Annotated in this window: 12 protein-coding genes; 8 read left to right on the forward strand and 4 right to left on the reverse strand. The window is 70.1% G+C overall.

What is annotated here, in order from left to right; all coding sequences use genetic code 11:
* Nucleotides 1-284: 284 nt before the first annotated feature.
* The 4 genes from BCD48_RS56595 to BCD48_RS14005 all read left to right on the forward strand — a co-directional run bounded on the left by BCD48_RS56595 (nucleotide 285) and on the right by BCD48_RS14005 (nucleotide 2,609).
* Nucleotides 285-560, forward strand: coding sequence for a hypothetical protein (locus BCD48_RS56595; RefSeq protein WP_241841715.1), 276 nt, complete (start codon nucleotides 285-287; stop codon nucleotides 558-560).
* A complete protein-coding gene (locus BCD48_RS13995; protein ID WP_241841716.1) occupies nucleotides 485-946 on the forward strand; it encodes a hypothetical protein in 462 nt (153 codons plus the stop codon). The genes BCD48_RS56595 and BCD48_RS13995 overlap by 76 nt, the downstream gene beginning before the upstream one ends.
* A 267-nt stretch (nucleotides 947-1,213) precedes the next feature.
* Nucleotides 1,214-1,684 carry a nuclear transport factor 2 family protein gene (locus BCD48_RS14000; RefSeq protein WP_071048797.1) on the forward strand — a complete coding sequence of 157 codons (471 nt, stop codon included), beginning with the start codon at nucleotides 1,214-1,216 and terminating at the stop codon, nucleotides 1,682-1,684.
* Nucleotides 1,674-2,609 carry a DUF7064 domain-containing protein gene (locus BCD48_RS14005; protein ID WP_083418604.1) on the forward strand — a complete coding sequence of 312 codons (936 nt, stop codon included), beginning with the start codon at nucleotides 1,674-1,676 and terminating at the stop codon, nucleotides 2,607-2,609. Before BCD48_RS14000 ends, BCD48_RS14005 begins: the two co-directional genes overlap by 11 nt.
* Before the next feature lie 168 nt (nucleotides 2,610-2,777).
* Here BCD48_RS14005 and BCD48_RS14010 read toward each other — a convergent pair whose 3' ends face one another.
* The 3 genes from BCD48_RS14010 to BCD48_RS14020 all read right to left on the reverse strand — a co-directional run bounded on the left by BCD48_RS14010 (nucleotide 2,778) and on the right by BCD48_RS14020 (nucleotide 5,891).
* On the reverse strand, nucleotides 2,778-4,139 hold the full coding sequence (locus BCD48_RS14010; protein WP_071048799.1) for a hypothetical protein: 1,362 nt from the start codon (nucleotides 4,137-4,139) through the stop codon (nucleotides 2,778-2,780).
* A 214-nt stretch (nucleotides 4,140-4,353) separates the two neighbouring features.
* Nucleotides 4,354-5,193 (reverse strand): MaoC/PaaZ C-terminal domain-containing protein, encoded by an 840-nt coding sequence (locus BCD48_RS14015; protein ID WP_071048800.1) that lies wholly within the window; start codon nucleotides 5,191-5,193, stop codon nucleotides 4,354-4,356.
* Nucleotides 5,194-5,276: 83 nt separating this feature from the next.
* Nucleotides 5,277-5,891 carry a TetR/AcrR family transcriptional regulator gene (locus BCD48_RS14020; RefSeq protein WP_071048801.1) on the reverse strand — a complete coding sequence of 205 codons (615 nt, stop codon included), beginning with the start codon at nucleotides 5,889-5,891 and terminating at the stop codon, nucleotides 5,277-5,279.
* Nucleotides 5,892-5,948: 57 nt separating this feature from the next.
* Here BCD48_RS14020 and BCD48_RS14025 point away from each other — a divergent pair, with 57 nt between their 5' ends.
* Nucleotides 5,949-7,490 carry an FAD-dependent monooxygenase gene (locus BCD48_RS14025; RefSeq protein WP_083418606.1) on the forward strand — a complete coding sequence of 514 codons (1,542 nt, stop codon included), beginning with the start codon at nucleotides 5,949-5,951 and terminating at the stop codon, nucleotides 7,488-7,490.
* Between the two features lie 79 nt (nucleotides 7,491-7,569).
* Here the strand turns inward: BCD48_RS14025 and BCD48_RS14030 are convergent, their stop codons facing one another.
* Nucleotides 7,570-8,316, reverse strand: a complete 747-nt coding sequence (locus tag BCD48_RS14030; protein WP_241841717.1) for a methyltransferase domain-containing protein — start codon at nucleotides 8,314-8,316, stop codon at nucleotides 7,570-7,572.
* A 401-nt stretch (nucleotides 8,317-8,717) separates the two neighbouring features.
* Between BCD48_RS14030 and BCD48_RS14035 the strand changes: the two genes are divergently transcribed.
* From BCD48_RS14035 to BCD48_RS14045, 3 genes are all read left to right on the forward strand, one after another.
* Nucleotides 8,718-9,611 carry a HalD/BesD family halogenase gene (locus BCD48_RS14035; protein WP_071048802.1) on the forward strand — a complete coding sequence of 298 codons (894 nt, stop codon included), beginning with the start codon at nucleotides 8,718-8,720 and terminating at the stop codon, nucleotides 9,609-9,611.
* 178 nt (nucleotides 9,612-9,789) lie between these two features.
* Entirely contained in the window at nucleotides 9,790-10,770 is a 981-nt protein-coding gene (locus tag BCD48_RS53545) for a class I SAM-dependent methyltransferase (protein ID WP_241841718.1), read from the forward strand.
* Between the two features lie 214 nt (nucleotides 10,771-10,984).
* Nucleotides 10,985-12,925, forward strand: coding sequence for a choline/carnitine O-acyltransferase (locus BCD48_RS14045; RefSeq protein WP_083418607.1), 1,941 nt, complete (start codon nucleotides 10,985-10,987; stop codon nucleotides 12,923-12,925).
* The last annotated feature ends 240 nt before the right edge of the window (nucleotides 12,926-13,165 follow it).

Here is a 13,165-nt window from a genome sequence, read left to right on the forward strand (position 1 = left end):
ACGAAGGGCCTCAGCTCCGCCACGCTCGCCGGAACCGGCGGCGACCTCCTGCTGACGTACAGCTATACCGCCACCACCGCCGGCGCCTACCCGATCTACCTCGTGAGCCACGAGATCGTCCGCACCAGGGGCCTGGACTCCGCCCAGACCGCATTGGTCAAATCGTTCCTGACCTACACCTCCTCCGAGGCTGGCCAGAAGGCGATCGCCGCCCTCGGCTGCGTCTCGGTGCTGCTCCCCCCTGGGGTGAGGGCCTCGCCCGCTCCTGGTACCGGCGTGCGCTGGTGGAGCTCAGCCGCCTGCCACACGTCGAACGCGTCGCGATCCAGACCAACCTCAGCCATCGCGTCGACTGGACGGCCGGCGCGGATCTGTCCCGGCTCGCGTTGTGGGGCACCTACCACCCGAGCCAGGTGCCGTACGAGCGTTTCCTCGGCAGATGCCTTGACCTGGCCGGACGTGGGGTGCGCTACAGCGTCGGCGCGTGGGGCAGCCCGAGCACCTGGACGCCGCGCGCCAGCTGCGCGCCGACCTCCCCGCCGACATTTACCTGTGGGTGAACGCGGCCGAGGGCCGCGCCTACACCGACGCCGAGGCCGCCCACTGGGCGGAGATCGACCCGCTCTTCGCCTACAGCCGCGTGCCACATCCCAGCCGTGGCCTGCCCTGCCGGACCGGGGAGACCGTCGTGTCCGTGGACGGCGAGGGCACAGTCCGGCGCTGCCATTTCGTCCCGACGGTCCTGGGGAACCTCTACGACGGCTCGTTCGGCGTGGCACTGCGCCCCCGGCTGTGCCCCCTGGACGTGTGCGACTGCCACATCGGCTACGTCCACCTGGAACCGCTCGGCCTCTACAGCACCTTCACCGACGGCATCCTCGAACGCATCCCCATCGCCTGGCCGCGCCAGAGCGCGGGCGCTGCCGGGCATGACGGCGGCCGGTGAACCGGGGATTTGTGTTCGCCAAGGGGCGCCCCGTCAGGTTTCCTTCGCCGGCTCACGCGTTCCGCCAACGTGCCCGAGGAGCTATAGCCGATTTCGGACAGAGAGCAGTCATACGCAAGTGCGGAGTCACGGGGTCATCTGTCACCGGCGACGGCCGTCGGCGACACCGGCTGGATCGCTGACGCCGGATGGATCGCTAGAGAGTGAACGTGTACTTTCCTGTGAGGGCGTGGCCGGTGGAGTCCGTGCTCAGCGAGGAGGCCGTGTATGGACAGGATCGACCGGCTGGAGGCGATCGAGGAGATCCGCAACCTCAAGGCCCGCTACTTCCGCTGCATGGACTCCAAGCTCTGGGACGACCTGTCGTCCGTGTTCACGGACGACATGAAGGTCATCACCCCGCGCGGTGACGTGTGGATGGAGGGTGGCGCGAACTACGCCGCGAGCCTCCGATCCAGCCTCACAGCCGCTGTGTCGTGCCACCAGGGCTTCACCGGGGAGATCGAGATCCTCGACGAGCGGCACGCCACCGGCGTGTGGGCCATGCAGGACGTCATCGAATGGGCCGACCGGCACCCGCGCGAGGGCTGGAAAAGCATCCTGGGCCGCGGCCACTACCACGAGACCTACCGCAAGGAGAGGGGCTGCTGGCGAATCGCCACGCTAACCCTGACCCGGCTGCGGCTGGACATCGAGTGGCCGCATGACACGACCATCGGAGCAACCTGTGGGTCTTGATGCCGGCGACGAAGCCTTCCATCACGGTGCGGACCCATACTGGCGCGAAAGCGCGTGGTTCCATTTCTCGGTTCCGGAGCGGAACCTGATCGGGTTCGTCTACTTCTTCTACGACCCGCGCACCGGTGTCCCGGGCGGTGGCCCAGCGGTATGGGACCCCAGCGGCGAAGAGACCTACGACTGTCTCTTCTACGACTGGCGATGGCTCCAACCGACAGTCGAGCACCTCGACTCCACACATGTCGAGCTGCCGAACAGCCTCCGCCACGAGGTCCTCGACCCGATGCGGCGCTACCGGCTGTCCTACTCGAACCTCGGCCTCGAGCTCGACCTCGAGTGGACGGCGCTCATGGAGCCACACGAGATCCGCAGCGATCCTCTGTCGATCGCGAGCGGGGCCCGGCACTTCGACCAGCCCGGCCGGTGCACCGGGTCACTAGTCCTGCACGGCGAGCGCATCGACGTCGGCTGCTTCTCCCTGCGAGACCGGACCTGGGGGCCGCACCGCCCGGGCGCCACGCGGCCTGGCGACTATCTCTGGGCCATCACGTCGCCCGACTCGCACTGGCACGCGATCACTCTCGCCACCGACGAACCCGGGGTCGAGTCCGTCCGCAACGGCTACCTGTTCCGCGACGGAATCCTTGGCGATCTTGTTAGTGGAAGCCGACGCGTACTCGAGCGACGCGGGGACGCGCCGGCCCGTGTCGTGCTGGACGCCGTCGACGAGCATGGACGCGAGCTGCGGGCGATCGGGGAGATCCGGACAGTCCTGCGTTGGTTCGGCTGGCCGGGCCGACTCGCCTACTGGACTCTCACCGACTGGCGCTGGGACGGGCGACAGGGCTGGGGTGAGAACCAGGAGTTCCACCCGCTCGCCCAGGTCCGGGCGCTGCGCGCCGCGGGCCAGAAGGGATCGCCATGAGGCACCGGAACCTGCGCCAAGGCAGTCCGTATCGGTTGATGTCTTGACTGATGTCAGTCCTTCACAGCTACCTGGGACTGGCGCCCCTGTGACGCAGGGGCGCCAGAACCGGTAGCGAACGGTCCGCCAGGCGGGAAATTCCGGTGAAGGTGGCCGCCGAGCGTGGCGTCAGGCCTTGGGCACGAACTTCGTTTGGAAGATCTCCGCGATGCGGACCCACGTGTCCAGGGTTGGCGGGCCGAGGGCCATCACCTCCTGGTGGTCGGCGAAGGCCCGCAGCTCGAAGACGGCCAGCGGCTTCGGGCCGTCCTTCCGGTCCATCGGGAAGGCGCCCATGCCGTAGTACTCCCGCTTGTTCTCATCATCGCCCGGAAAGTCGGCGATCCTGTCCGGCCGCCGGCCTCGCAGCCCAGGGGGCGGCGAGGCGAGGTCCTTCCGGATCCTTGGCTCATCGGGTTGCTGCCCTGGCGCCGACCGCCCGTTGAGGACACTGTCCCACCACGCGCTGATCGTTGGACCGTGCTCGATGAGCTGCCATGTTTCCTGCCGAGTCACCCCGTCTTTGGGCCAGCCGCCGGCGGCGTATTCCGGGATCACCATCTGGGGGTCGGGCGGGTCCGCCCGGTACGCGAATGGGAACAGGAACCTGTCGGGCCAGTCCGTCGGCCACAGGGCGGGGGGAATATGACCCGGCTGCGTCCGGAGGCGGGCCTTCTGGTCTTCCGGGAGAGCGTCGAACATGGCGTGGAAGTCGGTCCGATGCAGCAGCGTGAACGACGACTTCGGCGAGTCGCGGTTGACGAGCACACGGCAGTGGCCGCTGTCAGCCTTATAGAAGGAGAACTCCTTCACCTTGGAGCCAGGGGGGAGATGTTCGAATGTTCTGAGATGTGCGCTGTCCTTGAACGTGAACACTCGGAAGAAGTCGCCGTCCTTGGCGATCAACGGTGTCCCGTCGGGGGCGACGGCGCGGTCGGGCGAGAAGTTCCAGACAGCGGCCAGCAGAAAGATGTGGCACGCGGTCAGGAAGCCGGTCAGCTCCGGGTTTTCCTGGTCGAAGACGAGCCCGCTCTTCGCACGTATTTCGGCCAGGCTCTCGAGATATTTCGCCCCGGCCGCGCCCTCGCTGTGGAGAACCTCCTCGACGAAACTTCTGAGCTTGGCCAGTGGGACGCCCACCGTGCCCTGCGGCTTCGCGACGAACGTCCTGTCGTTGATCTGGAGCGTGCAGTCCCGCTCCCAAATACCGCCGACGAACGTGTCGCCCTTCTCGAACGTCAGCTTGCCCCAGGTGGCTGGCGACAGTCTCGCCAGCTCGGCGGCGACGTCCCTCGCGAAGCCGACCGCCTCCCGAATCCTGGCGAGCGAGTTGACCGGGGCGGTGACGAACTCCAGCTCGGACAGCGCGCCGCTGAGTGTCTCGTCGCCTTCCAGCGTGAGGAGTTTGCTGCCGTGACGGTACGCGACCTCGCGGTCCTGCACCCCCTTGACGAACACGTTCTTGGATGCCTGCAGCTCGAGACCGAACACGTACGTCCACCCCCCTTTTTTTTGGACGATCAGATCCAGTCAGGCACCTTAGTCCGCTGTCATCTCGCTTCGCTCGGTAATGACTGAACCGAGGCGGCGCTGTCGCACCGGCCGAGGTGAGGCCGCGACCGCCAGGTCACGGCGCGTTAGTTCCTCACCGATCCGATGGCCGACTCCCGTCCACCCGGCGAGGCAGGCCACGGTGTCGCCCGCCCTAGCCACGCAGCTCCAAACGGCCGTGCGTCACGACCGGGCTTCCGGCGGAGTCCGCCTCGAAGGCATAGCTGAGCGGGCCCGCCTCGTAGACACCGACGCGCAGGTCTTCGCCGACGAAGGCCGGTGAGGCGAACCGCACCGCCACCCGCCGAACACGGTCCGGGTCGCCACCGGCCACCGCGTCGACGACTTCCTGCGCGCACAGCGCCATCGTGCACAGCCCATGCAGGAACGGCCGGTCAAAACCGCCGCGGCGGGCGGCCGCCGCGGCGAAATGATGATCCGACCAGTCCCCCGACACCTCCGCGTACCGGCGCGGCATGTCAGCGTCCACCGTCACCGTGTACTCCCCCACCGGGCTACGCCGCACGTCGGCGGGAAAGGCGTGGTCGGGCACGGGCGACCCGACCGCTCGGCAGGTGGTGTTCAGGTAGACGGTCGTCCACAACTGCTCGGCGACGACCTCGTCGCGCTCATCCAGCGTCGAGTAGCGCAGCGTGACCAGCGCGTTCCGGCCCGCTGGCCGGGCCCCGAAGCCGCGCACCCAGGTCCGCAGCGGCTCGCCGGGGACCAGCGGCCGGTGCAGCACGACATCGTGCTCGCCGTGCACCCCGCCCGACGCGGCCGCCTGCACCTCCTTGCTGACCAGAGCGCCCCGGCCGGCCTCCTGCGCCACCCAGATCTGGGTCACGATCGCGACCGCCGGCACCGCCAGGCCGGCCCGCGTCCGCTCCGACCGGTCACCGGTGGCCGCGGCGTACCGCCCTATCAGGTCGGCGTCCAGCGATCCCGGGAACGGACCCGTCGACTCCTCGACCAGAACTCCAGCGCCGGTCATGTCAGCGCCACTCCATTCCATTCCTCACGCCCGCCCCCCAGGTCGCGGCTTCTGGTGCCGGTCGGCACCGTCGTGCCGACGCCTCAGGTGCGATACAGCAGCTGGTGGATGAGGGTGTCGGCGAGCCAGGATTCGTACTGGTCGATGGTCCAGCGGCGTTCGAGCACGAGGGTGCGGTAGATCTCGGGCAGGACGAGGGCGACGTAGATGTCGAGGGCCCTACTGACGCTGACGCCGGGCGCAAGGTGGGCGGCGATGGCCTCGATGTGCCGGTGGAAGGCACGTTCCCGGTTGCCGGTGATCGTCTGCAGGTCGTGAGCGATGTCCGGATCGGTGCGGGCGGCTTCCTGGTAGATGGCGATCACGTCGTACATGAGTTCGTACTGGCGGCGCTGGATGCGCGCGGCCAGGCGCAGACCCCGCGCCGGGTCGGGCTGTGCGAGCGCCTCGTCGTGGCTGGTGTCGATGTCGAGGGTCGCCGCCACGCCCCAGGCGATCGCCTGCAGGATCTTGGCCTTGGTGCCGAACGCGGAGTAGATCGTCGGTGCGGGGATGTCGGCGGTCTCGGCGATCGCGTTGATCGTGGTCGCGACGTAGCCCTGCGCGGCGAACAGGTTCCGCGCGGCAGCGGCGATCTGTGCCTTGGTGGCCATCGCCTGGCGCTGCCGGTGGCTGGGGCCTTCCTTCTTGACAACCACCTGAGCACGGTACCACTCTACAAATCATAGTCTCGCTATGACGAAGAGTGTGGAGCTATGACTGCTGGAGTGGTCGAGGTACCGGCGCTGATCGTGGGCGGCGGCCCGGCGGGGCTGACCGCATCGCTGCTGCTGTCCCGTCACGGCGTCGAGTCGCTGTTGGTGGACAAGAGGGACACCGCGTCGCCGCTGCCGAGGGCGCGCGGGGTCCATGCTCGGGCAATGGAGATCATGCGGGTGTGCGGCGTCGAGCCGGACCTGCGCGCGGTGGAGCTCCCGATCACGCCGGGTGCACAGTGGCGGACGGGGCTTGCCGGCCCGGCCATCCGCGAAGATGTCCCGTCCTCCGCGGTCGCGGCCGAGGTCAGCCCGTGTGAGGGCCTGTCCGTCTCGCAGGACGTGTTCGAGTCCGTGCTACTGGAACATGCATGCGGCTACGACACCGCCCGACTTCGCCGCGGCGTCCGGTTGGAGTCGTTCGAGACATCCGCCGCCGGCGTGCGGGCAACCCTGCTTGACCTGGCATCCGGGCAGCACAGCCACGTCCGGGCCCGGTGGCTGATCGCCGCCGACGGCGCTCGCAGCGCGATACGCGAGCGGCTCGGTGTCGCCATGCTCGGCCCGCACGACCTGGGCCGGCAGCAGATGATCGCTTTCCGGGCCGACCTGACGCCGTACACCGGCGAGCACCCGCGAGGGATCTACTTCCTCACCGGCACCAACGCGGCGCTGATCTGGACCCACTCCGACCACCGCTGGGTCATCAGCGTTCCGGACACCGGCGACATATCCGATCCGGCGGCGGCCGTGCTCGGCGTGCTCGGCGTGCCGGACCTGCCGGTCGAGATAGTCGGCTCGAGCCGGTGGACCGCCGCCGCGCAGAGCGCGGCGCGTTACGCCGACGGCCCGGTATTCCTGCTCGGCGACGCCGCGCACCGGTTCCCACCCGCCGGTGCCACCGGCGTGAGCACCGCGATGCACGACGCCCACAACCTCGCCTGGAAGATCGCCTCTGTCGTGCACGGCCACGCACCCGCGAGGCTGCTGGACAGCTACCGATCCGAACGCGAACCGGTCGGCTGCCGTAACGCCGACGAGACCGGTACCGCCTGGTCGAGGGTCTTCGGCAGCGGCGCGGCGCCCTTCGCCGGTCGCAGCCTCGCCCAGATCGACATGGGCTACCAGTACCAGTCACCGGTCATCACCGCGGATGGCAGCCCACACGCCGACCCGCCCGGCGCGGACTACCGCCCCAGCGCCACCCCCGGCTGCCGCGCGCCACACCTGTGGATCGACACCTCGGCGGGGCGCCGATCGACGATCGACCTGTTCGACCGTGACCACGTCCTGCTCACCGCGCCGCCCGGCGAATCGTGGCGGACAGCCGCCGACACCGCCGCGCGAGCCCTCGGCGTACCCGTCGTCAACCATGTGATCCGCGAACCCGGCTGGCCCGACCAGTACGGCGTCTCGGCCGCCGGCGCGGTCCTGGTCCGCCCCGACGGACACGTCGCCTGGCGGCAGGCCACCCAGCCCACCTCCGGCGAGCTCGCCCACGGCCAGCTGCTCGCCGGGCTGAGAACCAGCACCGCGGCCTGACCCTGGAGGCCCCGCTGGGTACGACAGCGCCCTGGTTACAGGTCGAGCACTATCTCGCCATCCGGGTGAGAGCAGCGGATCAGCACCTCGCCGGGGGCCGGCGGCTCCAGGGGGTGGGTGCGTACCGCACGGATCCGGTCAGCAGCAGCGTCACACAGGTGTGGCAGACGCCGGTGCGGCAGGACCAGCGGGTCGGGACGTCGCAGGCGTCCGCCAGCTCGATGATGCTGCGCCGCTCATCCGACCAGGGCACCGACAGCCCGCTGCGCGCTGGGCCGCCAGGACTACCGCGGCTTGCGCCCCACGCCGAGATCAAAGGCGCGGTCGCGAGATCAAGGCGGCCGCTCGCAACGTTCGCGAGATGCTCCTCGATCTCCGTCTCGGTCGCCAGGCCCGCGGCAAGCAGACGTCCCCGTATCTGTTGCACAGTCGCGATCTCCAACACCGAGCACGCCGGCGACGTCACCGGGAAGAACGCGTCGGCCCGCACCGCGTCAAGCCCCGCCCCACGCAGCAGCCGCGGCAGCGTCCGCCCGAACGCCAGCTCCGCACCCCGACCAGCCATCAGCGTCCGGAACCCCTGACGCAGCCGGTTCGCCAACTCCTGCGCCGGCCCGTACTCGTCCAGGCAGACAAGCGGCTGCAACGCGGGGTCGGCGTCCTCGATGACCAGCCAGCCACCCGGGCGCAGCGCTCGCACCATCGAGGCAAGCGCCTCGACCCGCCGAGGCACATGCGTCAGCAGCAGCCGGGCATGCACCAGATCGAATCCACCCGCGGGCGGCGGCTTCACCGTGACCGGCCGCCACGCCGGCCCGGACAGCACCCCGTACGCCCTGGGCTCTCCTCGTCTGCTCCTCCTCGCCCGTCGCTGACCCACACCACCGTCGGCTGTGCGAGACACCCCGTCCCGCACAGCCGGCACCTCTCACGGCCCCCACACGAGCCGGAGAGATCCAGCGGGTGGTGAGCTGGGACCGGCGGGAGCCATCGAGATGCGGGCCGCCGATGTCGGCGCGACAGACCCGCGCTCGGCGATGCGTTCTACCTGCGCTTTTGCCGTCGCGGGCGGGATCAGGCCCGAGATCAGGCCGTGAGATGACCGTCGTGTTACATGTCACATTGCCGGACATTCCGCGGATACCTGCCGGAAAACTGTGCTGGGTTCCTTCGTGACGTTGAATTTCCGGACGGCGCGTCGTGTGGACGGTTGATGGAGGGATTTCCGTGACCAGGCCCGAGAGCGTCATTGACGACGTCGCGACGGCCACGGCGGCCGAGGCTGTCGTTAACACCGGGCTCTACCCGCTGTTCGCGCCACCGGGCAGCACAGCCTGGAATGAGCTCGTCCGGGGTGTCCGGCTCGAGCTGGCCGAGTCCGGATGTTGTGTGCTTCCGGCATTCGTCAGACCGAAGGCGCTGGAACGGCTGCGCGCCCAATGCGCCGCGCTGGCCCCGCTGGCCTACTACGGCGGCGAGACGGTGAACGCGTACAACATCGCGCCGGAGACGCCGCTGCCGCCAGGACATCCCGGGCGGGTCAGCATGCCGCGGGGCAACGCGTTCGTCGCCCGGGACCGCATCCCAGCCGACCACGCCGTCCAGCGGCTCTACACCAGCATCGCGTTCCAGACGTTCGTCGCGGCCTGTTTCGAACTGCCGGCAGTGCACGAACTGGCGGACCCGCTGGCGGGGCTGTGCGTTAACATCGTCGCTCCCGGGCGGGAACATCCCTGGCATTTCGACACCAACGAGTTCGCGGTGAGTCTGCTGACCCAGGAAGCCGACGGCGGCGAGTTCGAGTACTGCCCGGGGATCCGGTCCGCGGCCGAGGAGAACGTCGAGGACGTCGCGGCCGTGCTGGCCAGTAGAGGCGACAGGTTCGTCCGGCGGCTGCGCCTGCGGCCCGGCGACCTCCAGCTCTTCCTCGGTCGCTACTCCCTGCACCGGGTGAGCCAGGTGACCGGCCCGGTCCAGCGGCACAGCGTGATCTTTGCCTACAGTGCGCGGCCGGGCGTGGTCGGCAGCCTGTCCCGGACCAGGCAGCTGTTCGGCCGGGTGCTGCCGGAACACCGGGAGGCGGCCGAGCGGCCTGTCCGGATGGACGCGCTGCTCGACTGACCGCCGTGCACATCGCACCCCGGGGTCCGCCGACACGGACGCGCCTCGCCACCGATGACCGTCGGCTGACCGTCGGCCTCCGACGAGCGCTCCAGCCCGCCCAGTCCCGACCGAGCATTCCGGACCGATGCGCACCCTGATCGCCCAGCCGCTGGGCGTATCGAGAGGAGCACCGACCATGGATTTCGACGCCGCTGGAAAGGTTTCACTCGGGCATGTCTACGACCAGCCCGACCCGCGTTCCTACTTCCGTACACTGGGCGCACTCGGCTACCGGCTGCCTCAGCTGGCCAAGCCGTACTTCTCCAAAATCATCGACGAGTGCCAGGAAAGCCGCCCGGACAGGCGGCTGCGAGTGCTCGATGTCGGTTGCTCCTATGGCGTCAACGCGGCGCTGCTGAAACTCGACGTCGCCATGGACGAGCTGTACGACCGTTACGCGGGCGAGATCGGGCGGGCCGTCGGCGATCCAGGCGGCGGCCACCAGGATCGTGACCGTGGATCCGTCGGTGGCCAATTGACCGCGGCGCCCACGGCGACCGAGGCGACTGGGACGACCGGCCTCGCGGCTGACCCGCGAACCCGGGCGACGCTGGTGGCCAGCGACCGGGCACTGACCACGGCCCGCGGCGGCGCCACCGACATCGAGGTGATCGGTCTCGATGCGTCCGGTCCCGCGCTCGCCTACGCTCTCGACGCCGGTTTTCTCGACGACGCGCTGCACGCGGACCTGGAGTCCCGCGAGCCCACGGAACCGGAGCGGGCCCGCCTAGCCGGCGTGGATCTGGTCATCTCCACCGGCTGCCTCGGTTACGTCACCGGCCGGACTCTCACCCGGATCGTCACGGCGGCTACCAGCTCGGACGCGGCTGCCGAGCCAGACGCGGCGGCGGGCGGCGGCGGGCCGGGTCTGCCCTGGATGGCTCACTTCACGCTGCGCATGTTCCCGTTCGACCCGATTGCCGAGACTCTTGCCGGTTTTGGCTACCAGACGGTGGCCGTGGACCGGTTGTTCGAGCAGCGCCGGTTCGCCTCGCCGCAGGAACGGGACCAGGTGCTGGCGACCCTCGCGGGGGTTGGGGTGGATCCACGCCGGCTGGAGGCCGACGGATGGCTGTACGCCCAGCTGTTCATCTCCCGTCCGCCCGAATCCCTCTGAACACCCAATCGCTATGAGAACGTCACGGGCGGGGCGCGGCAACCGCCGGGATGACGCCCCGGCGTCATGATCGGCTGGGGCGCGGGCTTCGACCGCCCGGCCGGACAACGCACCCGCGTCGTCCGGCTCTGAGCCCGCCGCCCGGTTCCGCGCCCCTACCAGCACCCGTCGCCACGGCCCACCCTCCACGACCAGGACGAGGAAGACGACCAGGATGACCGTCCAGACCGGCCGCGAGGCCGCCACGACCGCGGCCGCGCCCACGAACGCAGGCCCGTCCACGAACGCGGCCCCGTCCACGACCGAGACGGTGCCCGCCGTGCGCACCTTCGACAACGAGGAAAGTCTGCCTCGGGTCCCGCTGCCCGACCTTGCGGACAGCTGCGCGCGGTTTCTGGACTGGTGTGCCCCGCTGCTCACCACCGAGCAGCTCGCCGCGACCGAGGCGGCCGTGAACGACTTCCTCGCGCCCGACGGCCCGGGGCGGCCACTGCACGCCGAACTGGCCCGGTTCAACGCGAGCGACGGTGTGCACAGCTGGCTCGACGAGTTCTGGCCCGCCCGCTACCTGGGCCGGCGGGACCGGATCGCGCTGAACGCCAACTTCTTCTTCCTGTTCCGGGACGCCGTTCCCCCGCCCGCCACCCCGACACCGCCCGGTGGCCCGCAGGCCGAGCGGGCCGCGGGCCTGATCGCCGCCGCGCTCGACTACAAGATCCGGCTGGACGCGGAGAGCATCCCGCCGCTGCTGCGGCGCGGCCAGCCGCAGTCGATGGTGCAGAACCGGTTCCTGTTTTCCACCACCCGCATCCCCGGCCAGGGGCAGGACACCGTCCGGGTGCCGTACAGCGCCGCGTGGCCGGGCCCGTGGGACGCCCGCCACGTCGTGGTGTTCCGGCATGGCCAGATGTTCCGGATGGACGTGCTCGGCCCGGACGGCACCCCGCACACCCTCCCGGAGCTCGCCGCCGGGCTTGCCGCCGTCCTCGCCGCCGCCGGTCCGGCGCCGGCGCCGGACGACGTCGCGGTCGGGCACCTCACCACCAAGGCCCGCGCGGCGTGGGCGGAGAGCCGGGCAGAGCTGCTCGCCCACGATCCAGCGAACGCGGCCGCGCTGGACGAGATCGAGCGGGCGCTGTTCTGCGTCTGTCTCGACCATGTCGTCCCGCCGGACACCCTCGCCACCTGCGACCAGCTGCTGTACGGCAGCGCCGCTGGCCGCTGGTACGACAAATCGGTCTCGTTCGTCGTCTTCCCGAACGGCCGCGCCGGGATCAACATCGAGCACTGCGGGCTGGATGGCACCACCGTTCTGAGCTTCGTCGACGAGCTGCTCGCCGCGCCGCCCGCCGAGCTGTCCGCCCGCTCGGGGGCCCGAGCGCACGGCCGCCCGGCGGTGCGCCCTGTCTCCTTCGTCCTGGACGCGACGCTGCGGGCGGATGTCCAGGCGGCGGCGGAGTCGTTCGCCGAGTTCGGCGAGGAAACCGTGGCGGTGACGCTGTCGTTCCCCGAGCACGGCGCTGACCGGTCCAAGACGCTGCGGATCTCACCGGACGCACTCGTGCAGCTGGCCTACCAGCTCGCGCACTATCGGGCGAGGGGCCGGACCGGCGCGACATACGAGTCGATCGCCACCCGCCAGTGGCGGTACGGGCGCACCGAGGCGATGCGAGTCGTCACCCCGGAGGTGCTGACCTTCGTCGCGACGATGGACGATCCGGCCGCCGATCCGGCCACTCGCCGGGCGGCGCTGCGCGCGGCGGCCGACGCCCACGTGCGGCGGGCCGGCGAGTGCCAGCGCGGGGACGCTCCCGAACAGCACCTGTGGGAGCTTGCCTTCATCCAGCGCCGCCGGGGAGCCGAGCTCGGTGTGCCCACCGCGTCGCCGCTGTACGAGTCGCCGGGCTGGCTGGTGATGCGGGACGATTACCTGAGCACCAGCTCAGCCCCGTCAGCGAACATCGAGCACTTCGGCTTCGGCTCGACCAGCGGGAAATGCATCGGCATCGCCTACGTGCTGCTGCCGGATCGGCTGAACATCTACCTGAGCACCCCGCGCCCGGTGGCTGCCGGTATGCACGCCTTCGCCGACCGGCTGCGCGACGCCCTCGGCGAACTCGACGACCTGCTCACCCTGGACCCCACCGGCTCCTGAGCGGCACGAGAGCGGGCCGACCCGGCGGAAGCCCGCGGCCTGCTGGCACTGCTGCACCGAGCGACAAACCTTCCAACGGCGTTGGCGGGCGGCCGTTCCACCTTCGGGAGCGCCCAGGCCCGGAAGGCGACGTTGCCTCGCATGGCGCGGACCTGGTCGCGCTCACCGTCGAGCTGGGCGAGGGCAGCCGGCCGGTCGGTGGCTGCGGTACTGAAGTCGAGTTCGACCATTGGGACGTGA

The sequence above is a fragment of the Pseudofrankia coriaricola genome (assembly GCF_001854805.1).
GTDB lineage: Bacteria > Actinomycetota > Actinomycetes > Frankiales > Frankiaceae > Pseudofrankia.

Bases quoted from the DNA above. Each gene is read 5' to 3' on its own strand.
- BCD48_RS53545 (WP_241841718.1), top strand. From the start codon at position 9,790: ATGGATTTCGACGCCGCTGGAAAGGTTTCACTCGGGCATGTCTACGAC.
- BCD48_RS14045 (WP_083418607.1), top strand. From the start codon at position 10,985: ATGACCGTCCAGACCGGCCGCGAGGCCGCCACGACCGCGGCCGCGCCC.
- BCD48_RS14025 (WP_083418606.1), top strand. From the start codon at position 5,949: ATGACTGCTGGAGTGGTCGAGGTACCGGCGCTGATCGTGGGCGGCGGC.
- BCD48_RS14000 (WP_071048797.1), top strand. From the start codon at position 1,214: ATGGACAGGATCGACCGGCTGGAGGCGATCGAGGAGATCCGCAACCTC.
- BCD48_RS14015 (WP_071048800.1), bottom strand. From the start codon at position 5,193: ATGACCGGCGCTGGAGTTCTGGTCGAGGAGTCGACGGGTCCGTTCCCG.